This is a genomic window from Actinomadura soli (genome assembly GCF_005889715.1).
In the GTDB taxonomy this organism is placed as follows: Bacteria; Actinomycetota; Actinomycetes; order Streptosporangiales; family Streptosporangiaceae; genus Spirillospora; species Spirillospora soli.
This window is the reverse complement of record NZ_VCKW01000155.1, coordinates 1-21,276: the sequence shown is the minus strand read 5'-3', so window position 1 is coordinate 21,276 and position 21,276 is coordinate 1. Positions and strand designations below refer to the sequence as shown.

At 72.1% G+C, this 21,276-nt stretch carries 21 protein-coding genes; 5 read left to right on the top strand and 16 right to left on the bottom strand.

Annotated elements, in window-relative coordinates; genetic code table 11:
• Positions 1-69: 69 nt before the first annotated feature.
• From ETD83_RS26425 to ETD83_RS26360, 14 genes are all read right to left on the bottom strand, one after another.
• The gene (locus ETD83_RS26425) at positions 70-1,263 is read right to left on the bottom strand and encodes a sensor histidine kinase (protein ID WP_138647910.1); all 1,194 of its coding nucleotides are present in this window, start codon (positions 1,261-1,263) and stop codon (positions 70-72) included.
• A 104-nt stretch (positions 1,264-1,367) separates the two neighbouring features.
• Positions 1,368-1,694: a metal-sulfur cluster assembly factor gene (locus tag ETD83_RS26420; protein ID WP_138647909.1), complete on the bottom strand. Its 327-nt coding sequence runs from the start codon at positions 1,692-1,694 to the stop codon at positions 1,368-1,370.
• Positions 1,691-2,149, bottom strand: a complete 459-nt coding sequence (sufU, locus tag ETD83_RS26415) for a Fe-S cluster assembly sulfur transfer protein SufU (RefSeq protein WP_138647908.1) — start codon at positions 2,147-2,149, stop codon at positions 1,691-1,693. Before sufU ends, ETD83_RS26420 begins: the two co-directional genes overlap by 4 nt.
• A 54-nt stretch (positions 2,150-2,203) precedes the next feature.
• A complete protein-coding gene (locus tag ETD83_RS26410) occupies positions 2,204-3,523 on the bottom strand; it encodes a cysteine desulfurase (RefSeq protein ID WP_138647907.1) in 1,320 nt (439 codons plus the stop codon).
• Entirely contained in the window at positions 3,520-4,284 is a 765-nt protein-coding gene (gene sufC, locus ETD83_RS26405) for a Fe-S cluster assembly ATPase SufC (protein WP_138647906.1), read from the bottom strand. Before sufC ends, ETD83_RS26410 begins: the two co-directional genes overlap by 4 nt.
• A 27-nt stretch (positions 4,285-4,311) precedes the next feature.
• The gene (locus ETD83_RS26400) at positions 4,312-4,629 is read right to left on the bottom strand and encodes a non-heme iron oxygenase ferredoxin subunit (protein WP_138647905.1); all 318 of its coding nucleotides are present in this window, start codon (positions 4,627-4,629) and stop codon (positions 4,312-4,314) included.
• Positions 4,626-5,762 (bottom strand): Fe-S cluster assembly protein SufD, encoded by a 1,137-nt coding sequence (gene sufD, locus ETD83_RS26395; RefSeq protein ID WP_138647904.1) that lies wholly within the window; start codon positions 5,760-5,762, stop codon positions 4,626-4,628. The genes ETD83_RS26400 and sufD overlap by 4 nt, the downstream gene beginning before the upstream one ends.
• On the bottom strand, positions 5,762-7,174 hold the full coding sequence (gene sufB / locus ETD83_RS26390) for a Fe-S cluster assembly protein SufB (protein WP_138647903.1): 1,413 nt from the start codon (positions 7,172-7,174) through the stop codon (positions 5,762-5,764). Before sufB ends, sufD begins: the two co-directional genes overlap by 1 nt.
• On the bottom strand, positions 7,171-7,950 hold the full coding sequence (locus ETD83_RS26385; RefSeq protein WP_138647902.1) for a helix-turn-helix transcriptional regulator: 780 nt from the start codon (positions 7,948-7,950) through the stop codon (positions 7,171-7,173). The genes sufB and ETD83_RS26385 overlap by 4 nt, the downstream gene beginning before the upstream one ends.
• A gap of 84 nt (positions 7,951-8,034) precedes the next feature.
• The gene (locus ETD83_RS26380) at positions 8,035-8,940 is read right to left on the bottom strand and encodes a universal stress protein (RefSeq protein WP_138647901.1); all 906 of its coding nucleotides are present in this window, start codon (positions 8,938-8,940) and stop codon (positions 8,035-8,037) included.
• Entirely contained in the window at positions 8,937-10,397 is a 1,461-nt protein-coding gene (locus ETD83_RS26375; RefSeq protein ID WP_205717897.1) for an amino acid permease, read from the bottom strand. Before ETD83_RS26375 ends, ETD83_RS26380 begins: the two co-directional genes overlap by 4 nt.
• Positions 10,394-11,329, bottom strand: coding sequence for a carbamate kinase (gene arcC, locus ETD83_RS26370; RefSeq protein ID WP_138647900.1), 936 nt, complete (start codon positions 11,327-11,329; stop codon positions 10,394-10,396). Before arcC ends, ETD83_RS26375 begins: the two co-directional genes overlap by 4 nt.
• A gap of 36 nt (positions 11,330-11,365) precedes the next feature.
• On the bottom strand, positions 11,366-12,367 hold the full coding sequence (gene argF / locus ETD83_RS26365) for an ornithine carbamoyltransferase (RefSeq protein WP_138647899.1): 1,002 nt from the start codon (positions 12,365-12,367) through the stop codon (positions 11,366-11,368).
• Positions 12,368-12,393: 26 nt separating this feature from the next.
• The gene (locus tag ETD83_RS26360; RefSeq protein ID WP_138647898.1) at positions 12,394-13,638 is read right to left on the bottom strand and encodes an arginine deiminase; all 1,245 of its coding nucleotides are present in this window, start codon (positions 13,636-13,638) and stop codon (positions 12,394-12,396) included.
• 201 nt (positions 13,639-13,839) lie between these two features.
• Between ETD83_RS26360 and ETD83_RS26355 the strand changes: the two genes are divergently transcribed.
• From ETD83_RS26355 to polX, 5 genes are all read left to right on the top strand, one after another.
• On the top strand, positions 13,840-14,778 hold the full coding sequence (locus tag ETD83_RS26355; protein WP_138647897.1) for an ABC transporter ATP-binding protein: 939 nt from the start codon (positions 13,840-13,842) through the stop codon (positions 14,776-14,778).
• Between the two features lie 50 nt (positions 14,779-14,828).
• Entirely contained in the window at positions 14,829-15,545 is a 717-nt protein-coding gene (locus ETD83_RS26350; protein WP_138647911.1) for an ABC transporter permease, read from the top strand.
• A gap of 3 nt (positions 15,546-15,548) precedes the next feature.
• Positions 15,549-16,487 carry an EamA family transporter gene (locus ETD83_RS26345; RefSeq protein WP_138647896.1) on the top strand — a complete coding sequence of 313 codons (939 nt, stop codon included), beginning with the start codon at positions 15,549-15,551 and terminating at the stop codon, positions 16,485-16,487.
• 69 nt (positions 16,488-16,556) lie between these two features.
• The gene (prcB, locus tag ETD83_RS26340) at positions 16,557-17,393 is read left to right on the top strand and encodes a proteasome subunit beta (RefSeq protein WP_138647895.1); all 837 of its coding nucleotides are present in this window, start codon (positions 16,557-16,559) and stop codon (positions 17,391-17,393) included.
• A gap of 50 nt (positions 17,394-17,443) precedes the next feature.
• The gene (polX, locus tag ETD83_RS26335) at positions 17,444-19,162 is read left to right on the top strand and encodes a DNA polymerase/3'-5' exonuclease PolX (RefSeq protein WP_138647894.1); all 1,719 of its coding nucleotides are present in this window, start codon (positions 17,444-17,446) and stop codon (positions 19,160-19,162) included.
• 2 nt (positions 19,163-19,164) lie between these two features.
• Here polX and ETD83_RS26330 read toward each other — a convergent pair whose 3' ends face one another.
• Together ETD83_RS26330 and ETD83_RS26325 are read right to left on the bottom strand one after the other, a co-directional pair.
• Entirely contained in the window at positions 19,165-20,169 is a 1,005-nt protein-coding gene (locus ETD83_RS26330; protein WP_138647893.1) for a COX15/CtaA family protein, read from the bottom strand.
• A 48-nt stretch (positions 20,170-20,217) separates the two neighbouring features.
• On the bottom strand, positions 20,218-21,276 hold a 1,059-nt coding region (locus ETD83_RS26325; protein ID WP_138647892.1), incomplete at its 5' end, for a PrsW family intramembrane metalloprotease.

The following is a 21,276-nucleotide window of genomic DNA, read 5'->3' as shown; positions in this document are numbered from 1 at the left end:
GCGCCGCCCCCAAGATCAGCACCAGCCCAGCCCGCACCGCCGCCTGATCATCCGCGACCAGCACATCGATCATGACGCCTCCGTGAACTGCTGGTCGACCGGCAGCTCGGCGTGGACGCGCCACCGCCCGGCATCCGGTCCCGCGTCGAACTCCCCGGCCAGCATCACCGCGCGCTCGCGCATCCCCACCAGCCCGCTGCCCGTGCCGGGCAGCCGCGCCGCGTCCGCCCCGAGCGGGCTCAGCACGTCGATCACCACGCTCCGCCGGGTGTACTCGACGCGGACGTCGGCGCTGCCCGGACCGGCGTGCTTCAGCGCGTTCGTCAGCGCCTCCTGCACGATCCGGTACGCCGCCAGTTCCACCGCGGCGGGCAGCTCGGGCGGCTCCCCGGCGACCTCCAGCCGCGCCGACAGGTCGGACCGCGCCGTGTGCCGGACGAGCCGTCCGAGCTCGGCCAGCCTCGGCCGCGCCGCCGGATCCTCGCCGCCGTCCCCGTCCCGCAGCAGCCCGATCATCCGGCGCATCTCGGCGAGGCCCTGGACGCTGTTCTCCCGGATGACCTCCATGGCCCGCTCGACCCCCTCCCGGTCGAGGCCGGGCACCTTCAGCACGGCGGACGAGTGCAGCGCCACGGCGCTCAGGTGGTTGGCGATCACGTCGTGCAGCTCGCGCGCCATCCGGGCCCGCTCGGCGTTCACGGCGGCCCGCCGGTCGAGCTCGGCCAGCCGCGCCACCTGCTCGGCCCGCTCCCGCTCCGCCTCGGCCCGCCGCCGCTCCGCCTCCGCCCGGAACCGGTGCTCCCGGACGGCCATCGCCGTCAGCACCGGCGCGACCCACACCACCCCCGCGACCGACCCGCCGACGACGCCGACGGCGAGGTCGCGCAACCCGATCCCGGTGCCGATCGCCACGGCCACCGTCGCCACCACGGTGATGCCGAGCAGCCACTCCGCCGTCCGGCGCCGCCCGTAGAGGCTCGCCGCGTACAACGCGTCCCCGTAGATCATCGCGGTGGCGATGCTCGGGCCCATCAGCACGTCCGCGAAGTTGAACGGCGTCGCCACCGCCAGCGCGGTCAGCGGCGCCGTCCGCCGCAGCAGCAGCGCCGCGGACAGCCCGAGCAGCGGGACGAGGCGCACCCACGCCGACGGGTCCCAGTCCTCCGACCACGTCGAGTAGCCGTGCACGGAGAGCAGGAGCAGCCCGCCGGCCAGCGCGGCCGCGGCGACGAGCGCATCCTTGCGGGTGGTGAGCCTGTGCACACGTCCATCTCAGCATCCCCGCGCGAGAACCTCGTCCACCGGGACGACGAGGCCGCGTACATCCTTCGAACGACCCCGGAGCCCGGGGCGCGGCCTTCGTCGGGTCAGACGTTGAAGCCGAGGGCGCGGAGCTGGTCGCGACCCTCGTCGGTGATCTTGTCGGGGCCCCACGGCGGGAGCCACACCCAGTTGATCTTGACGTCCTTGACCATGCCCTCCAGGGCGCTGTGGGCCTGGTCCTCGATCACGTCGGTGAGCGGGCAGGCGGCGCTGGTGAGGGTCATGTCGAGGGTCGCGACCTCGTCGGCGAGGTTGACGCCGTACACCAGGCCGAGGTCGACGACGTTGATGCCGAGCTCGGGGTCGACGACGTCCTTGAGGGCCTCAAGGATGTCCTCCTCCGGGACGGCCGTGCCGGTGGTTTCGGTCATGATGCCTCTCCGAGTGCGCGGGCGGTCGCGTCCTTCCACGCCATCCAGGCGAGCAGGGCGCATTTGATGCGGGCGGGGTACTTGGAGACCCCGGCGAAGGCGATGGCGTCCTCGAGGACGTCCTCGTCGGGCTCGACGTCCTGGCCGCGCGACTGCATCAGCGTGAGGAACTCCTCGCCGACCGCCATCGCCTCCTTGACGGACTTCCCGATGACCAGGTCCGACATCACCGACGCGCTGGCCTGGCTGATCGAGCAGCCCATCGCGTCGTAGGACACGTCGGCGACCGTGGCGTCCTGGCCCTCGCCGTCCAGGTGGACGCGCAGCGTCACCTCGTCACCGCAGGTCGGGTTGACGTGGTGCGCCTCGCCCTCGAACGGCTCACGCAGCCCCTTGTGGTGGGGGTTGCGGTAGTGGTCCAGGATGACCTCCTGGTACATCCCCTCCAGGTGCATGTGGTCCTCTCCAAGGCTCGTTCGCTACAACAGGGCGGGTCTCAGGGCTGTTCCTCAGGGCGTGCCGAAGAACTTCTGGGCCTGCCTGACCCCGTCGGCGAGGACGTCGATGTCGCCGAGGGTGTTGTAGAGGTAGAACGTCGCGCGGGTCGTCGCCGGGATGCCGAAGCGGCGGCAGATCGGCCAGGCGCAGTGGTGGCCGACGCGGACCGCGACGCCCAGGTCGTCGAGGACTTGGCCGACGTCGTGCGGGTGGATGCCGTCGACGGTGAACGACACGGCGCCGCCGCGGGCCTCGGTGGTGCCGGGGCCGATGATCCGCACGCCGGGGATCTCGGTGAGCCGCTCCAGCGAGTAGCCGACGAGGGCCTCCTCGTGCGCGTGGACGCGGTCCATGCCGATCTCGGCGAGGTACTCGCAGGCGGCGCCGAGGCCGATCGCCTGCGCGGTCATCGGGACGCCGGCCTCGAACCGCTGCGGCGGCGGCATGAAGGTGGTCTCCTCCATCCGGACGATCTCGATCATGGAGCCGCCGGTGATGAACGGCGGCATCACTTCGAGCAGTTCGTTCCGGCCCCACAGCACGCCGATGCCGGTCGGGCCGAGCATCTTGTGGCCGGAGAAGGCGAGAAAGTCGACGCCGAGCCGCGCGACGTCCACGGGCTGGTGCGGCACCGACTGGGCCGCGTCCAGCAGGACGAGGGCGCCGACGGCGTGGGCGCGCTCCGCGATCCGCTCGATCGGGGGGACGGTGCCGAGGACGTTCGACTGGTGCGTCAGCGCGACGATCTTCGTACGCTCGTTGACGAGGTCGTCGAGGTGCTCCAGGTCGAGCCGGCCGTCGTCGGTGATGCCGAACCAGCGCAGGGTGGCCCCGGTCCGCAGGCAGAGCTGCTGCCACGGGACGAGGTTCGCGTGGTGCTCCATCTCCGACACCACGACCTCGTCGCCGGGGCCGATCGCGAACCGCTCGGCCTCCGGGCCGGCGGTGGCGGCGTTGCTCATCGCGTACGCGACCAGGTTGATGGCCTCGGTGGCGTTCTTGGTGAACACGACCTCGGTGGTGGAGGCGCCGATGAACCGGGCGATGGACGCGCGGGCCTTCTCGTAGCCCTCCGTCGCCTCCTCGGCGAGCTGGTGCGCCCCGCGGTGCGGCGCCGCGTTGTGGCGCTCGTAGAACCCGCGCTCCGCCTCCAGGACCTGGACGGGCTTCTGCGACGTCGCGCCCGAGTCGAGGTACACCAGCGGGCGCCCGCCGCGGACCGTGCGCTGCAGCAGCGGGAAGTCCTTCTTCAGCTCCTCCGGCAGCAGGTTCGCGCTTGGCTGCGGGGGGGCGCCCCCCCACACCCCCCGGTTCGCTTCGCTCAGAGTCATAGTGACGCGCCCGCCTTCGCGTACTTCTCGTAGCCCTTGTCCTCCAGCTCGTCGGCCAGCTCGGGGCCGCCCTCGGCGACGACGCGGCCGCCGGAGAACACGTGCACGAAGTCGGGCTTCACGTAGCGGAGGATGCGCGTGTAGTGGGTGATGAGCAGGACGCCGGTGTCGCCGGACGCGAACCGGTTCACGCCCTCGGCGACGACCTTGAGGGCGTCGACGTCCAGGCCGGAGTCGGTCTCGTCCAGGACGGCGACCTTCGGCTTGAGCATCTCCAGCTGGAGGATCTCGTGCCGCTTCTTCTCGCCGCCGGAGAAGCCCTCGTTGAGGCTGCGCTGCGCGAACGACGGGTCGATGGACAGGTCCTGCATCGCCTGCTTCATGTCCTTGGCGAACTCGCGGAGCTTCGGGGCCTCCCCGCGGACCGCGGTGACGGCCGAGCGCAGGAAGTTGGAGACCGACACGCCGGGCACCTCGACCGGGTACTGCATCGCCAGGAACAGCCCGGCGCGGGCGCGCTCGTCGACCGACATGGCGAGGACGTCCTCGCCGTCGAGCGTGACGGAGCCGGACGTCACCTCGTACTTCGGGTGCCCGGCGACCGCGTAGGCGAGGGTGGACTTGCCGGAGCCGTTCGGCCCCATGAGCGCGTGGGTCTCGCCGGCCTGCACGGTCAGGTCGACCCCGCGCAGGATCTCCTTCGACCCGTCGGAGCCGTCGCCGACGGAGACGTGGAGGTCGCGGATCTCTAGCGTGGCCATGGTGCGTGTTGTCCCTTTGTCGTGGGGTCAGTCGTCGGCGGCGAGCGAGACGTAGACGTCGCCGTCCTCGACCTTGACCTTGTATGTGGCGACCGGCTGCGTGGCCGGAGGGTTGGTGGGCTTGCCGGTGCGCAGGTCGAAGCACGACCCGTGCAGCCAGCACTCGATGGTGCCGTCGTAGATCTCGCCTTCCGACAGCGAGACCTCGGCGTGGGAGCAGATGTCGTTGAGGGCGTACACGTCGCCGCCGCTGCGGGCGATGGCGACGGGCGTGTCGCCGACCTCGACGGCGAGCGCCCCGTCCGCGGGGACGTCGTCCAGCGCGCACACCTTCAGGTACGTCATCGGGCGGCCCCCCGGTCGAGCTCGGCCTCGATGGCCTCGTGCACCTTCTCCCGCACCTCGGGGACCTCGATGCGCTCGATCAGCTGGCCCAGGTAGCCCCGGACGACCATGCGGCGCGCGTCGTCGAACGTGATGCCGCGGGCCTGGAGGTAGAACAGGTGCTCGTCGTCGAGGCGGCCGGACGCCGAGGCGTGCCCGGCGCCGGCGACCTCGCCGGTGAGGATCTCCAGGTTCGGGACGGAGTCGACCCGCGTCCCGTCGGTGAGGACGAGGTTGCGGTTCAGCTCGTAGGTGTCGGTGCCCTCCGCCTCCGCGCGGATGATCACGTCGCCGATCCAGACGGCGTGGGCGTCCTGGTCCTGCAGGGCGCCGCGGTAGTCGACGCGGCTGCGGCAGTTCGGGACGGCGTGGTCGACGAGGAGGCGGTGCTCCAGGTGCTGGCCGCCGTCCACGAAGTACACGCCGTACAGCTCGGCGTCGCCGCCGGGCCCCTCGTAGGCGACGGACGGGGAGATCCGCACGACGTCGCCGCCGAGCGAGATGTTGTGCGAGACGAACCGGGCGTCGCGGCCGAGGCGGGCGTGCTGGTGGGACACGTGGACGCTGCCGTCCGCCCAGTCCTGCAGGCTGATGACCGAGAGGCGGGCGCCGTCGCCGACGACGAACTCGACGTTGTCGGCGTACGTCGCGGGGCCGCGGTGCGTCAGCACGACGGTGGCCTGCGCGAACGGCTCCACGATCACGGTGGTGTGGCCGTAGGCGGCGGCCGACGCGTCCTCGCCGCGCAGCCGCAGCACGGTCGGCGCCGACGCGACGGCCTCCTTCGGCACGGTCACGACGGTGGCCTGCGCGAACGAGTTCCACGCCTGCGCGCTGACCCGGTCGGACGGGACGTACGCCGTGCCGAGCCGCGCGTCGTCGCGCCCGACGGTCTCGACGGTCACCTCCGGCGCCGCCTCCACCTCGACCAGGACCTTGCCGTCGGCGTCGGCGGTGCCGTTGTGCAGGCCGCGGAGGCGGCGCAGCGGCGTGAACCGCCACTCCTCCTCGCGGCCGGTAGGAACGTCGAAGTCGCCGACGTCGTACGACGCCTTGTCGTGCAGCGTCGAGAGAGGCTTGACATCGAGCCCCATCAGCCGACGGCTCCTTCCATCTGCAGCTCGATGAGCCGGTTCAGCTCAAGGGCGTACTCCATGGGCAGCTCGCGCGCGATCGGCTCGACGAACCCGCGCACGATCATCGCCATCGCCTCGTCCTCGGTGAGGCCGCGGCTCATCAGGTAGAACAGCTGCTGCTCGGACACCTTGGAGACGGTGGCCTCGTGGCCCATCTCGACGTCGTCCTCGCGGACGTCGACGTACGGGTAGGTGTCGGACCGGCTGATCTGGTCGATGAGCAGCGCGTCGCACTTCACGGTGGACTTGCTGTGCTCGGCGCCCTCCTGGATCTGCACCAGCCCCCGGTAGGAGGTGCGGCCGCCGCCGCGCGCCACCGACTTGGAGATGATGCTGGAGGACGTGTTCGGCGCGGCGTGCACCATCTTGGCGCCGGCGTCCTGGTGCTGGTCCTCGCCCGCGAACGCGATCGACAGGGTCTCGCCCTTGGCGTGCTCGCCGAGCAGGTACACCGCCGGGTACTTCATGGTGACCTTGGAGCCGATGTTGCCGTCGACCCACTCCATGGTCGCGCCCTCGTAGGCGACGGCGCGCTTGGTCACCAGGTTGTAGACGTTGTTGGACCAGTTCTGGATGGTCGTGTAGCGGACGCGGGCGTCCTTCTTCACGACGATCTCCACGACGGCGGAGTGCAGCGAGTCCGACTTGTAGATCGGAGCGGTACAACCCTCGACGTAGTGGACGTACGAGCCCTCGTCGGCGATGATCAGCGTCCGCTCGAACTGCCCCATGTTCTCGGTGTTGATCCGGAAGTACGCCTGGAGCGGGATCTCCACGTGCACGCCCGGCGGGACGTAGATGAACGAGCCGCCCGACCACACGGCGGTGTTGAGCGCGGCGAACTTGTTGTCGCCGACGGGGATCACCGAGCCGAAGTACTCCTGGAAGATCTCCGGGTGCTCGCGCAGGCCGGTGTCGGTGTCGAGGAAGATGACGCCCTTCTCCTCAAGGTCCTCGCGGATCTTGTGGTAGACGACCTCCGACTCGTACTGCGCGGCGACGCCCGCGACGAGGCGCTGCTTCTCCGCCTCGGGGATGCCGAGCTTGTCGTAGGTGTTCTTGATGTCCTCGGGCAGCTCCTCCCAGGAGCCGGCCTGCTGCTCGGTGGAGCGGACGAAGTACTTGATGTTGTCGAAGTCGATCGCCGACAGGTCGGAGCCCCAGGTGGGCATCGGCTTCTTGTCGAACAGCCGCAGCCCCTTGAGGCGGAGGGCGAGCATCCAGTCGGGCTCGTCCTTCTTGCCCGAGATGTCGCGGACGACGTCCTCGTTCAGGCCGCGCCGCGCCGAGGCCCCGGCCTCGTCGGAGTCGGCCCAGCCGAACTTGTACTTGTCGAGCCCCTCCAGTTCGGGGTGGGCTGCCGTAGTCATAGGGAGGTCCCTCCGGACTCCTCGTCATGTGTTTCTTTTCGTTCCGCGTCACCGGATCCGCATAGGGAGCGGGGGCTGACGTGGGTGGTGCATATGCCGTCGCCGTGGGCGATCGTGGCCAGCCGCTGGACGGGGGTGCCCAGCAGGCGGCTGAACGCCTCGGTCTCGGCCTCGCACAGCTGCGGGAACTCCGCGGCGACGTGCGCGACAGGGCAGTGGTGCTGGCACAGCTGCTCGCCGCCGCCCGGCTGGGGCGCCTTGGCCGCGGCGGCCGCGTAGCCGTCGCCGGACAGCGCCTCGGCGAGCGTGCGGACCCGCTGGTGGGGCGGGGCCTGCTGCACGACGGGCCGGTAGCGGCGCTCCAGATCGGCGACCTGGCGGCGGGCGAACTCGGCGACCGCGTGGTCGCCGGCCGTCTCGGCGATGAACCGCAGCGCGCTGGTCGCCAGGTCGTCGTAGGCGTGCACGAACGCGTTGCGCCCGGCGTCGGTGATCGCGAACCATTTGGCGGGACGTCCCCGGCCGCGCCGGGCCTGCGGCGTCCTTGCCTTGCGGACCTCGATCATGCCGTCTGCCAGCAGCGCGTCCAGGTGCCGGCGGATCGCGGCGGGCGTGAGGCCGACGCGCTCTCCCAGCGTGGACGCCGTGACCGGGCCGTGTTCGAGGATGAGCCGGGCCACCCGCGCGCGCGTGTCACGCTCGGTGTGGCCGGGCGCGGACGGCACGCCGAGGGACCGCGCGGTGGCGGCCTCTGCGCTGGTCCGATCCTCGCTCACGTTTTTCACAACATCAGTGTGCCGTAATTCCTTCCCCGCAAACACCGGTTTCCCGATGTCGTGCCTCACGCAGGCAAGCCTTACCTAACCTGCCCCTTCACGGGCGGGAGCGGCGCCGCGCGGCATGAGGAGCACCGGGCAGGACGCGGCCCGGAGGATTTTTCCGGAGCTCTCCCCGAGGAAGACCTTGCGCAGCGGCCCGTCATGGCTGGAGAGGCAGGCCAGCACCTCGCCCGGCAGCATATCGACGGTGCCGAGGGTCTTGGCGATGCCGGTGCCGACGGCCGCCAGCCGCTCCACCGGCGTCCCGCCGCCGAACCGGCCGGCGGCGTCGCGCAGGTCCTCGTCGGCCTGGGCCAGCTGGCGGTCCAGCACGCCGCCCGCGTCCTTGAACTTCGCCGCGATGCCGGGCGGCCGCAGCACGAGGGTGAGGAGCCGTATCGGCACCCCCAGCGCGGCGGCGATCTCGGCGGCGGCGGACAGCGGGCCGTCCGCGTCCTTGCGGCGCCAGTACGCGACGGTCATCCGCTCGAACCGGCCTGGCGGATCATCGGCGTAGCCGCGCGGGGCCAGCAGGACGGGGACGGGCGAGCCGTGCAGGAGCTGGTCGGCGGTGCTTCCGATGGCGATCCGCCCGCGCCGCCCGCGCGGGGCGGAGCCGATGACGATCAGGTCGGCGCCGACGGCCCTGGCGACCTCGATGAGCCCGCGCCCGCTGCCCCGATGGGAGTGGACGCGCAGCGTGACGTCCGATTCCGGGACGTCGGACCCGGTGAGCCTCCGGGCGGCCTCCGCGAGCGCCGCCTGCGACTCGCCCTTGAGGTAGGCGGCCCATTCGGCGTCGACGGAGCCGGGGCCGCGCGCCGGCCACGGCGGCGGATGGACGTTCGCGACCACCAGCGGCGCGCCCGCCGCCCGGACGACCAGCGCCGCCAGCGCGAGCGCGTCGGCGCCGCGGTCGTCGGACGAGTAGCCGACCAGGACCCTCATGGCGTCCCCCTTCCCGCGGCCGCGTCCGCCAGCCGGGAGTGGCGGCGGCCGTATAGGAAGTACGCGGCCAGGCCGACGAGGGTCCACAGCAGGAACACCGTCCACGTCACCCCGCCCAGGCCGACCATGAGGTACACGCAGAACCCGACGCCGAGGAGCGGCGTCAGCGGGTAGAGCGGGGTCCGGAAGCTGCGCGGCAGGTCGGGGCGGGTGCGGCGCAGGACGATGACCCCGATGCTGACCAGGGCGAACGCGAACAGCGTGCCGATGCTGGTGGCGTCCACCAGGCGGCCGAGCGGGATCGCGGCGGCAAGGATCGAGATGAACGCCGCCACGATGAGGGTGTTGGCGACCGGGACGCGGCGTCCGGGGCTCACCTTCTGGAACACGTCCGGGACGAGCCCGTCCCGCGACATCGCGAACAGGATGCGGGTCTGCCCGTACATGACGGTGAGGACGACGCTGGCGATGGCGATCACCGCGCCGAGCGACAGGATCATGGACGGCCACGTCCGCCCGGTCGCCTCGTCCAGCACCGCCGCCAGCGACGCCTCCGAGCCGCTCAGGTCGAACCGCTCCCAGTGCATGGCGCCGACCGCGGCCAAGCCGACCAGCACGTAGATCACGGTGACGATGACCAGCGAAAGGATGATCGCGAGCGGCAGGTCGCGCCGCGGGTTCCTGGCCTCCTCGCCGGCGGTGGAGGCGGCGTCGAAGCCGATGTAGGAGAAGAACACCTTGGACCCGGCGGCGCTGATCCCGGCCCAGCCCATCGGCGCGAACGGGCTCAGGTTCCCCGAGTCGAACGCGGTGAACGCGACCGCGCAGAAGAACAGCAGCACGGCGATCTTCAGGAACACCATGATCGTGTTGGCGGTGGCGCTCTCGGACGTCCCGCGCAGCAGCAGGAACGTCGCGAACATCACCACGACGACGGCGGGCAGGTTGACGATCCCGCCCTCGCCCGGCGGGCCGCTCAGCGCCGCCGGGATCGTGAACCCGGCCGCGTCGCCGGAGAACTCGTTGAGGTAGGAGCCCCAGCCGACCGCGACGGCCGACACCGACACGGCGTACTCCAGCAGCAGGCACCAGCCGCAGACCCACGCGACCAGCTCCCCGAGCGTGGCGTAGGAGTAGGAGTAGGACGACCCGGAGACCGGGATGGTCCCGGCCAGCTCGGCGTACGACAGCGCCGAGAACAGCGCGGTGACGGCGGCGAGGACGAACGACAGCACGACCGCCGGCCCGGCCAGCGGAACCGCCTCGCCGAGGACGACGAAGATCCCGGTGCCGAGGGTCGCGCCGACGCTGAAGAAGGTGAGCTGCAGGAGGCTCATCGTCCGCTTCAGCTCGCCGCCCTCGCCCTGCCCGCCCTCGGCGACGATCCGGTCGACCGGCTTCGTCCGCAGCAGGCTCCGCGCGAACGAGACCGGCGCGGCCTCCGTGCCGGTCTTCACAGGGTGCTCGCCAGCGGCCAGGTCGCGTTGGGGGTGACGATCGTCCCGGCGGTGCCTTCGAGGATCTCCACGCACTGGTCGAGCAGCCCGATCGCGGCCATGTCGCCCGTGCGTTCCACGAAGCCCGCCACCGCCTCGACCTTCGGGCCCATCGACCCGGCGGGGAAGTCCTCGGCGCGCAGCTCGTGCGGGGTCGTGTGGGTGATCTCCTCCTGGTCCGGGCGGCCGAAGTTCCGCATGACGCGCGGGACGTCGGTGAGGATCAGCAGGGCGTCCGCGTCCATGCTCTCGGCCAGGACGGACGCGGTGAGATCCTTGTCGATCACCGCCTCGACGCCCTCCAGCCGCCCGACGTCGTTGCGGAACACCGGGACGCCGCCGCCGCCCGCGCAGACCACGACCGTCCCGAGCCGGACCAGCTCCCTGATCAGCCGGGTCTCGATCACCCGCTGCGGGCGCGGGGACGGGACGACGCGGCGCCAGCCGTCGCCGTCCTGGCGGACCGTCCAGCCGTACTCGGCGGCGAGCTTCTCCGCCTCGTCCCGGTCGTAGACCTGGCCGACGAACTTGGTCGGGTCCTCGAACGCCGGGTCCACCGCCGACACCAGCGTCTGGTTGATCATCGCCATGACCTGGCGGCCGGGCAGCGCGTTCTGCAGCGCCTGCAGCATCCAGTAGCCGATCATGCCCTGCGTCTCGGCGCCGATCGTGTCCAGCGGGTACGGGCGGGTCAGGTTCGGGTCGTTGACGCTCTCCAGCGCCAGCACCCCGACCTGCGGCCCGTTCCCGTGCGTGACGATCAGCTCGTGCCGCTCGGCGAGCGGCGCCAGCGCCCGCACGGCCCGGTCGACGTTGCGGCGCTGCAACCAGGCGTCCGGTGTCTCGCCGCGCTTGACCAGCGCGTTCCCCCCGAGCGCGACGACCACGCGCATCGTGCCCCCTCCCCTGTCCGGCCCGCGCCCCGGCCGTCAGCCGAGCGTCGCGACCATGACCGCCTTGATGGTGTGCATCCGGTTCTCCGCCTCGTCGAACACGATCGAGGCGGCCGACTCGAACACGTCCTCGGTGACCTCCACGCCCTCCATTCCCGTCTTCCGGTAGATCTCCTCCCCCACGGCGGTCTCCCGGTTGTGGAGGGCGGGGAGGCAGTGCATGAACTTCACGTCCGGGTTGCCGGTCGCCCGCATGACCTCGGCGTTGACCTGGTAGGGGCGCAGCAGCGCGATCCGCTCGTCCCAGACGTCGGCGGGCTCGCCCATCGACACCCACACGTCGGTGATGACGAAGTCGGCGCCTCGCACGCCCTCCTGGACGTCCTCGGTGAAGGCGATGTCCGCGCCGGTCGTGGCGGCGACCGCGGTGGACGGCTTGACGACCGTCTCCTCGTCCGGCCAGAGGGCCCGCGGCGCGACGATGCGGACGTTCATGCCCAGCAGCGCACCGGCCGCGACGTACGAATGGCCCATGTTGTTGCGGGCGTCGCCCAGGTAGGCGTACGTGACGTCCCGCAGGGGCTTGTGGCTGTGCTCGCGCATGGTGAGCATGTCGGCGAGCATCTGCGTCGGATGCCACTCGTCGGTCAGCCCGTTCCACACCGGGACGCCCGCGTACTCGGCCAGTTCCTCGACGAGCCTCTGGCTGGAACCCCGGTACTCGATGCCGTCGTACATCCGTCCCAGGACGCGCGCGGTGTCCTTCATCGATTCCTTGTGGCCGATCTGGGTGCCGCCAGGGTCCAGGTAGGTCACGTGGGCGCCCTGGTCGTGCGCGGCGACCTCGAAGGCGCAACGGGTCCTGGTGGACGTCTTCTCGAAGATCAGCGCGATGTTCTTGCCGGTCAGCGCCGGGTTCTCCGCCCGGCTGTACTTGGCCGCCTTCAGCTCGGCCGCCAGGTCGAGCAGGAACCCGAACTCCCTGGGCGTGAAGTCGAGCTCCTTGAGGAGGCCGCGCCCGCGAAGGTTGAACGCCATCGGTCTCTCCTTGCAGGTCGCGGGCGTCAGGCGTCCCGCTCGACGGGGCAGGACATGCAGCGCGGGCCGCCGCGCCCCCGGCCCAGCTCGCTGCCGCGGATCGTGATGACCTCGATCCCGTTCCGCCTCAGATGGTTGTTGCTCGTCGCGTTGCGCTCGTAGGCGACGACGACGCCCGGCGACACGGCGAGGACGTTGGAGCCGTCGTCCCACTGCTCGCGCTCGGCGGCGAACACGTCCTGCGTCGGGGTGAGGACCTTGATCGCGTCCAGCCCGAGGGCCGCCGCGATCACCCGGTCCATGTCCTCCGGCGGATGGTCGGTGATCTTCAGCTCCTTCTCGGTGTCGCCCGGCTCGATGGTGTGGGACGGCAGCATCCCCATCCCCGCGTACCTGGTGAACACGCCGTGGTCGACCATCGTCAGGACGGTGTCCAGATGCATGAACGCCCGCTTCTGCGGCATCCGCAGCGCGACGATCCGGCCGCACGAGCCCGCCGCGAACAGCGACTGCGCGAGCATCTCCACGGCCTGCGGCTGCGTCCGCTCGCTCATCCCGACCAGGACGGCGCCGTTCCCGATGACCAGGACGTCCCCGCCCTCCAGCGTCGCCGGGGCCATCTCCATGCCCCTGTTCCAGACGTGGAAGCCGTGCTCGGCGCCGGGCCTGCCGTAGCCGCCGGCGAACAGCGGATGCCACCGGTAGATGGCCTCCATGTTCACCGTCTCGCGCATCCGCGCCTTCTTGCGCATCGTGTTGATCGACACGCCGTCGTAGATCCAGCAGGAGGTGTCGCGGGTGAACAGGTGGTTGGGCAGCGGCGGCAGGATGAAGCCGTCCAGCGGGACGGAGTGGAACGCGATCGACGCCGGCTCCGGCATCCGCTCCAGCATCTCCCGCTTGGTGATCCCGCCGATGAGGAAGGCGCTCAGCTCGGCGGGGTCCATGGCGTCGAAGCGGTTGCGGATCGCGTCGACCGCGAGCGGCCCGAACCAGTGCGGGTCGACGACGGCGTCGAGGATGTGCACGCGCGCCTCGGGGTTCTCGACCGTCTCGCGCAGCAGGTCGAGGACCAGGTAGGTCCGGACGCCCTGCGCGTGGAGCACGTCCTCGAACTCCTCGTGCTCCTCCACGGCGCGCTTGACCCACAGCACGTCGTCGAACAGCAGGCCCGCGGCGTTGGACGGGGTGAGCCGCTTCAGCGACAGCTCGGGCCGGTGCAGCAGGACCCCCCGCAGCCGCCCGACCTCCGAGTCGACATGGAACGCCATCCCCCACCTCCTCGGGACCCGGCGCCGATGACGAGCCCCAGGCCGCCCAAGATCCCCGCCCCGGCGACAGGCGGTCAATTCCCCCGCCTCACGGGCACGAAACTAGATCCACTTCCGCCCCGGGGGCTTTGCCGCGCCTTCACCGTCCCGCCACCGGGACCGGGCGCGGGGCCGTGCTCCGCCCGACCTAAACTCGTGGGCATGACACCCCCCGGAGACGGCGCCGTCGAGCTGCACATGCTCGTGAAGCGCTACGGCGCCGCCGGCGGCGCGCGTCCCGCCGTGGACGGCCTGTCGCTCACCGCCGCCCGGGGCGCCGTCACCTCGCTGCTCGGGCCGAACGGGGCGGGCAAGACCACCACGATCGAGATCTGCGAGGGGTTCCGGCGGGCCGACTCGGGGACGGTCCGCGTCCTCGGCCTCGATCCCGTCGCCGACGCGCGGGCGCTGAGACCGAGGGTCGGGGTGATGCCGCAGTCGGGCGGCGTGCCCGGCACGGCCCGCGCCGGCGAGTTCCTGCGGCTCGCCGCCTCGTTCCACGCGACGCCGCTCGACGCGTCCGCGCTGCTGGAGCGGCTCGGCCTCGCCGGGCACGCCCGCGTCCAGGTCCGCCGCATGTCGGGCGGGCAGCAGCAGCGGCTGTCGCTGGCCGTCGCCGTGGTCGGGCGCCCGGAGCTGGTCTTCCTCGACGAGCCCACCACCGGCCTCGACCCGCAGGCCAGGCACGCCACCTGGACGCTGATCGAGGAGCTCCGCGCCGCCGGGGTCTCGGTCGTCCTCACCACGCACAACATGGAGGAGGCCGAGCGCCTCTCCGACCACGTCGTCATCCTCGACCACGGCTCGGTCGTCGCCGAGGGCGCCCCCGAGAAGCTGACCGGCGCCGAGCGGCAGCTGCGCTTCCGGGCCCGTCCCGGCCTCGGCCTGGAGGAGCTGCTGTCGGCGCTGCCCGCCGGGAGCGCCGCCAAGGAGTCGCCCGCCGGGCACTACCTGATCGAGGCGGACGTGCGGCCCGAGCTGCTCGCCACCGTCACCGCCTGGTGCGCCTCGCACGGCGTCATGACCGAGGACCTGCGGATCGAGCGCCGCACCCTGGAGGACGTCTTCCTCGAACTGACCGGACGGGAGCTCCGCTCGTGACCGCCCCCCTGGACCTCTCCCCGGCCCCCGGGGCCGCGCCGCTGCCGCGGATGATCCTGTCCCAGGCCGGCTTCGAGGTCCGCGCCGTGCTGCGCAACGGCGAGCAGCTGCTGCTGACGCTGATCATCCCGGTGGTGCTGCTCGTCCTGTTCGGCGCCACGTCCCTGCTCGACCTCGGCCCCGGCCGCCGGATCGACTTCCTCGCGCCGGGCGTCCTCGCGCTCGCGGTGATGTCCACGGCGTTCACCGGGCAGGCGATCGGGACCGGCTTCGAGCGCCGCTACGGCGTCCTGAAGCGGCTCGGCGCCACACCGCTGCCGCGCGGCGGGCTCATCGCCGCCAAGACCCTCGCCGTGATCGCCGTCGAGGCGGTGCAGGCCGCCGTGATCTGCGCGGTGGCGCTGGCGCTCGGCTGGCACCCGCACGGCGACCCCGGCTCGGTGATCGTCCTGCTGCTGCTCGGGACGGCCGCGTTCAGCGGCTTCGGGCTCCTCATGGCGGGGACGCTGCGCGCCGAGGCCACCCTCGCCGCCGCCAACCTCGTCTACATCCTGCTGCTGGCCGCCGGCGGCGTCGTGTTCCCGCTGGACGAGTTCCCGAGCGGGGTCCAGGGCGCCCTGGAGCTGCTGCCCATCGCGGCGCTGGCCGAGGGCCTGCGGGACGTCCTCCAGGACGGCGCCGCTCTGCCCGGCACGCCCCTCCTCGTCCTCGCGGTCTGGGCCGTCGCGGGGCTCGTCCTGGCCGGGAGGTTCTTCAAATGGGAGTAGCGGATGGCACTCGCTGAGGCGCCCGGGTCGTTCGGCGGCGCGGCGCGGGCGTCCGGGCGCGGCCGCACGCTCTCGCTCGGGTCGGTGCCGCCGCCCGCGCTGATCCTGCTCGGCATCATCTCCCTGCAGGTCGGCGCCGGCATGGCCAAGCACCTGTTCGACCGGCTGCCGCCGAGCGCCGTCGTGACGATCCGGCTGCTGACGTCCGCGATCGTGCTGGGATTCCTGGCCCGCAAGGCGATGCGGACGATCCTGCGCGACCACTCCCGCTCCAGCCTCGCCATCGCCGCCTGCTTCGGGCTCGCGCTGGCGCTGATGAACTTCTCGATCTACCAGTCGTTCGCGCGGATCCCGCTGGGCGTGGCGGTGACGATCGAGTTCCTCGGGCCGCTGACGGTGTCGATCGTCGCGTCCCGGCGGCCGAGGGACGCGCTGTGGGTCGTCCTGGCCGGCGCGGGCGTGATCATGCTGGCCAGGGGCGGCGCCGACGACCTCGACCCGGTCGGGATCGCGTTCGCGCTGCTCGCCGGGGCGTGCTGGGCCGCGTACATCCTGCTGACCGCCGCCACCGGGCAGCGGTTCCCCGGCTCCAGCGGCCTGGCCCTCGCCAGCGTCATCGGGTCGATCGCGATCCTGCCGCTCGGCGTCGCGTCCGCCGGGTCGGCCCTGCTGGACCCGCGGCTCCTGCTCATCGGGCTCGGTGTCGGGCTGCTGTCGTCGGTGATCCCGTACTCGCTGGAGCTGGAGGCGCTGCGGCGCATGCCCGCCCGCGTCTTCGGGATCCTGATGAGCCTGGAGCCCGCCGTGGCCGCGCTGGTCGGAGTGGCGCTGCTCGGCGAGATCCTCACCGGGCGCCAGTGGGCCGCGATCTGCTGCGTCATCATCGCCTGCGCGGGCGCCACCCGCAGCCAGAAGGACCCGCCCGAGGCGCCCGAAGCCTGACCGGTGGCGGACGGTTGTGGCAGCGTGGAAGGATCGGGATCAAGGATCGTCCAGCGGAGAGGAGCCGCCGTGACCGGCCGGACCGACGACCAGGGGATACCGCCCGAGTACTTCGAGGCGGGGTCGGCGTCGTTCGTCGACTTCCTGCGCGTCCACTCCCCCGAGCTCCTGCCCGTCAACCGGGTGCCGGACGGGGACGTCCCGGAGCTCCCGCACGGCACCACCGTCCTCGCGCTCACGTTCCCCGGCGGGGTCATGATGGCGGGCGACCGGCGCGCCACCCAGGGCAACCGCATCGCCTACCGCTACCTCGACAAGGTGCAGCGCGGCGACGAGTACTCCGCCGTCGCGTTCGCGGGGACGGTGGGGCTGGCGCTGGAGATGGTCCGGCTGTTCCAGGTGGAGCTGGAGCACTACGAGAAGATGGAGACCGTCCCGCTGTCGCTGCCGGGCAAGGCCCGCCGCCTCGGCGCGGTCATCCAGGCCAACCTCGCCCAGGCGCTCCAGGGCCTCGCGGTCGTCCCGCTGTTCACCGGGTTCGACCCCGACACCGGCGAGGGACGGATCTACACCTACGACATCACCGGCGCCCCGCAGGAGGCCCGCGACTTCCACGCGGACGGCTCCGGCTCTCCGTACGCGCTGGGCGCGCTGAAGAAGCTGTACCGGAACGACCTCTCCCTGGAGGACGCGGCGGCGGTCTGCGTCCAGGCCCTGTACGACGCGGCCGACGACGACTCCGCCACCGGCGGCCCCGACCTGGCGCGGCGCATCTACCCCACGATCGCGGTCGTCACCGCGGACGGCTACCGCCGCCTGCCGGAGGAGCAGGTCTCCGCCATCGCCGAGGACGTCATGCGCGCCCGGATGGACGCCCCGAACGGCCCTGTCGCGCCCCTGCGCTGACCCGGCCCGCCCTCAGGGAAACGTCCGACCCGGCTTCTAGACTCGAAGGCATGGCACGGGCGAACGACGAGGCTGCGGCCCTCATCCAGGAACTGGCCGACCTGCTGTCCATCACCGGCGGCGACGCCTTCAAGATCCGGGCGTACGAGAAGGCGGCGCGGGCGATCGCCGGCCACCCCGACGACATCTCCGGCCTCGACCTGGCCGGGCTCCGCGCGATCCCCACCGTGGGCGAGGCGATCGCGAAGAAGGTCCTCGACTACCTCGGCACCGGCACGATCCGGCAGGTGGAGGAGCTGCGCACGCAGATCCCCGCCGGGGTCAGGGCGCTGACCGCCATCCCCACGCTCGGCCCGAAGAAGGCCCTCGCCGTGTACGAGGAGCTCGGCATCTCCTCGGTCGACGAGCTGGCCGCCGCGATCAAGGAGGGCCGCCTGAAGGGCCTCAAGGGCTTCGGCGCGAAGACGGAGGAGAACATCCTCCGCGGCATCGAGCTGATGCGGAGCGCCGGTGAGCGCGTCCTCGTCGACGCCGCGGCGAGCGTCGCCGACGAGGTCGTCGCGGCCCTCTCCGGGCTGCCCCAGGTGGAGCGCTGCGAGCACGCCGGTTCGCTGCGCCGGATGCGCGAGACGATCGGCGACGTGGACGTCCTCGCCGCGTCCCGCGACCCGCACCCGATCATGGAGGCGTTCGCGGCGCTGCCGTTCGTCGCGGAGGTCATCGCGAGCGGCGACAAGAAGACCTCGATCCGCACCGCCAAGGGGCTCCAGGTCGACCTGCGGGTCGTCCCGCCGGAGTCGTGGGGCGCCGCGCTGCAGTACTTCACCGGGTCGCAGGCGCACAACATCCGCACCCGCGAGATCGCCGTGAAGGCGGGCCTGAAGCTGTCGGAGTACGGGCTGTTCGACGCCGAGTCGGACGAGCTGATCGTGTCCGAGACGGAGGAGGAGGTGTACGAGCGGCTCGGCCTGCCGTGGGTGCATCCCACGCTCCGCGAGGACACCGGCGAGATCGAGGCCGCGCTCGCCGGGGAGCTCCCGCGGCTCGTCACCGTCGAGGACCTGCGCGGCGACCTGCACAGCCACACCGACCTGACCGACGGCGTCGCCTCCCTGGACGACATGGTCGCCGCCGCGCACGCCCGCGGCCTGGAGTACTACGCGATCACCGACCACGCGCCCGACCTGGTGATGCAGCGCATGACGGACGAGAAGATGCTCGCCCAGCGCGACCAGGTCGCCGAGCTTCAGAAGCGCTACCGCGACCTGACGCTCCTGCACGGCACCGAGCTCAACATCGGCCCGGACGGCGGCGTCGACTGGGACGCCGACTTCCTGTCCGGCTTCGACGTGTGCGTGGCGTCCGTCCACTCCCATTTCACGCAGGACCAGGCGGCGATGACGCGCCGTCTCGTCCGCGCGTGCGAGAACCCGCACGTCCACGTCATCGGGCACCCGACCGCCCGGAGCATCGGCCGCCGCCCGCCGGTCGACGCCGACTGGGACGAGGTGTTCCGCGCCGCGGCGCGCACCGGCACCGCCATGGAGATCGACTCGTTCCCCGACCGCCTCGACCTGCCCGCCGACCTGGTCCGCCGCGCGAAGCGCCTCGGCGTGAAGTTCTCCGTCGACACCGACGCGCACTCCCTCGGCCACCACCGCAACATCCGCTACGGGGTCGGCACCGCGCAGCGCGGCTGGCTGACGCCCGACGACGTCATCAACACCTGGCCGCTCGACCGGCTCCGCGAGTTCCTGCGGAAGCGCTGAGGTCAGGCGGGCTGAGGGGTCTCGGCCGCCGTGGCCGTGGCGGGGGCCGCCGCCGGTTCCACGGCCGCCGGGGCGGGCCCGCGGTCGCGGAGCGCGAAGCAGAGCCGGAACGCCGCGAGCCACATCAGCACCGAGCCGAGCATGTGCAGCAGCACCAGGCCCTCCGGGACGCCCAGGAAGTACTGGACGTACCCGACGACGCCCTGCGCGACGATGAGGCCGGCGAGTTCGTGCCCACGGCGGCGCGCGGCGGCGGGCGCCCCGGTGCGGTACAGGGCGATCACGACGATCACCGTGAGGGCGGTGGTGGCCCAGGCGAGCAGGCTGTGGATGCGGGCGACGTCGGTGATGTCGAAACCGTAGCGGCGGGATTCGGCGTCGCCCGCGTGCGGGCCGGTGCCCGTGACGACGGTGCCCGCCACCATGACGGCCGCGCAGGCCGCCAGCAGCGCGGCGATGAGACGGCGCGTCCACGGCCCGGCGAGCGGGCGGGGCGGCGCGTCGCCCTCACCGGCCCGGATCCACAGGGCCACGCAGAAGACGAGCAGCGCGGGCGACACCAGGAAGTGCAGGGACACGGCCGCCGGGTGCAGTTCGGTCAGGACGACGATCCCGCCGATCACGGCCTGCGCGACCACGCTCATCGGCTGCGCCAGCGCCCACCACACCAGGCCCTTGCGGCGCGGACGCAGCCGCAGCGCCGCGACGAACACCAGGGCGCCCACGGCCAGCACCACGAAGGTGATCAGCCGGTTGCCGAACTCGATCGACATGTTGAGCACGTGGTGCTCGGGATTGTGCGTCGGGACCAGGCTGTCGCCGGAGCAGCGCGGCCAGTCGGGGCAGCCGAGCCCGGACTTGGTGACCCGGACGGCGCCGCCGCTGACGACGATGACCACGTTGCCGATGACGCCGAGGAGCGCGAGCAGCCGCAGCGACCCGGGCGTCGGACGCCACACGGCGTTCCAGGCCCGGTTCAGGAGGTTGGAGGAGGGTCGCTCTGCCACGGCACCAATCGTATGGGCGGAGGCCCATGCCCCTGATCCGGCCCCCGGTTACGTCCGGTAGGGGCCGGGCGGGCCCGGCGGGGGCGGCTGCGTGAAGCCGGACGGCCCCTGCCCCGCCCACGGCGGGCCCGCGGCCCCCGAACGCGGAGGGGTCCGCAGGAACGCCTGCCTGGCCAGCGACATCAGGCCGAGCAGGGAGTCGCGGCGGGCGACGAACCAGCGCTGGTCGGCGACGCCCCGGTCGGCGCGCTTGTGCAGCAGCGCCAGCTCGGTCGCGGCGAGCTGGTAGTCGGTCATGGCGCGGCCCGCGTTCTTCCCGCCGACGTTGCGGGCCCAGCGGCGGGCGACGCGGCGGGCGGGCATGGAGCGCAGCATCCGCACGTCCTGCGGCGTGACCAGACCCGTCCCCGCGTACATCGGCAGGTACGCCTCGATGCGGCGGACGGTGCCCCGGCGCTCCACGAACACGATGACGATCAGGACGACGAGGACGCAGAAGTCCAGCGCGTACACGACGCCGAGGCCGCCGAGCCCCAGCGACGCGCCGCCGTTCCACAGCCCGTGCAGGATCATCGCGCCGAGCAGCCCGGCGAGCGGCGCGGCGAACTGGCCCCGGCGGTGCGTGGCGGCGTAGGCGACGCCGAGCCCGGTCATCGAGGTGAACAGCGGATGGCTGAGCGGCGCGATCAGCCCGCGCAGGACGAACACCGCCGTGAGCTGCTGCGCGCCGCCCTCGTCGTAGGCGCGCATGTAGTAGGTGATGTTCTCCATCATGGCGAAGCCGAGGCCGACCATGGCGGCGTAGATGATGCCGTCCGCGAAGCCGTCGATCTCGTTGCGGCGGAACCACAGCAGGCCGAACAGGACGGCGCCCTTCAGCGTCTCCTCGATGAGCGGCGCGCCGAACGTGGCGCTGACGAAGTGGCCCTCCGTCTCCCCGAAGATCGGGACGGTCACGTACAGCAGCCCGGCGGTGTTGAGGACGAGCGCGCCGAGCACGGCGATGCCCGCGCCCCACAGGAAGGAGAAGACGAGCGCGCGGGGCGGCTCGGGCTCCAGCCGGTCGAGGGTGAGCGCGAGCGCGATCAGCACCGGGATCGGCACGAT

Coding starts and splice junctions, on each gene's coding strand:
- ETD83_RS26360 (WP_138647898.1), bottom strand. CDS start 13,638: ATGGCGTTCCATGTCGACTCGGAGGTCGGGCGGCTGCGGGGGGTCCTG.
- sufU (WP_138647908.1), bottom strand. CDS start 2,149: ATGCACCTGGAGGGGATGTACCAGGAGGTCATCCTGGACCACTACCGC.
- ETD83_RS26345 (WP_138647896.1), top strand. CDS start 15,549: ATGGCACTCGCTGAGGCGCCCGGGTCGTTCGGCGGCGCGGCGCGGGCG.
- sufC (WP_138647906.1), bottom strand. CDS start 4,284: ATGGCCACGCTAGAGATCCGCGACCTCCACGTCTCCGTCGGCGACGGC.
- ETD83_RS26380 (WP_138647901.1), bottom strand. CDS start 8,940: ATGAGGGTCCTGGTCGGCTACTCGTCCGACGACCGCGGCGCCGACGCG.
- sufD (WP_138647904.1), bottom strand. CDS start 5,762: ATGGGGCTCGATGTCAAGCCTCTCTCGACGCTGCACGACAAGGCGTCG.
- ETD83_RS26350 (WP_138647911.1), top strand. CDS start 14,829: ATGATCCTGTCCCAGGCCGGCTTCGAGGTCCGCGCCGTGCTGCGCAAC.
- ETD83_RS26420 (WP_138647909.1), bottom strand. CDS start 1,694: ATGACCGAAACCACCGGCACGGCCGTCCCGGAGGAGGACATCCTTGAG.
- sufB (WP_138647903.1), bottom strand. CDS start 7,174: ATGACTACGGCAGCCCACCCCGAACTGGAGGGGCTCGACAAGTACAAG.
- argF (WP_138647899.1), bottom strand. CDS start 12,367: ATGGCGTTCAACCTTCGCGGGCGCGGCCTCCTCAAGGAGCTCGACTTC.
- polX (WP_138647894.1), top strand. CDS start 17,444: ATGGCACGGGCGAACGACGAGGCTGCGGCCCTCATCCAGGAACTGGCC.
- ETD83_RS26355 (WP_138647897.1), top strand. CDS start 13,840: ATGACACCCCCCGGAGACGGCGCCGTCGAGCTGCACATGCTCGTGAAG.
- ETD83_RS26400 (WP_138647905.1), bottom strand. CDS start 4,629: ATGACGTACCTGAAGGTGTGCGCGCTGGACGACGTCCCCGCGGACGGG.
- arcC (WP_138647900.1), bottom strand. CDS start 11,329: ATGCGCGTGGTCGTCGCGCTCGGGGGGAACGCGCTGGTCAAGCGCGGC.
- ETD83_RS26410 (WP_138647907.1), bottom strand. CDS start 3,523: ATGACTCTGAGCGAAGCGAACCGGGGGGTGTGGGGGGGCGCCCCCCCG.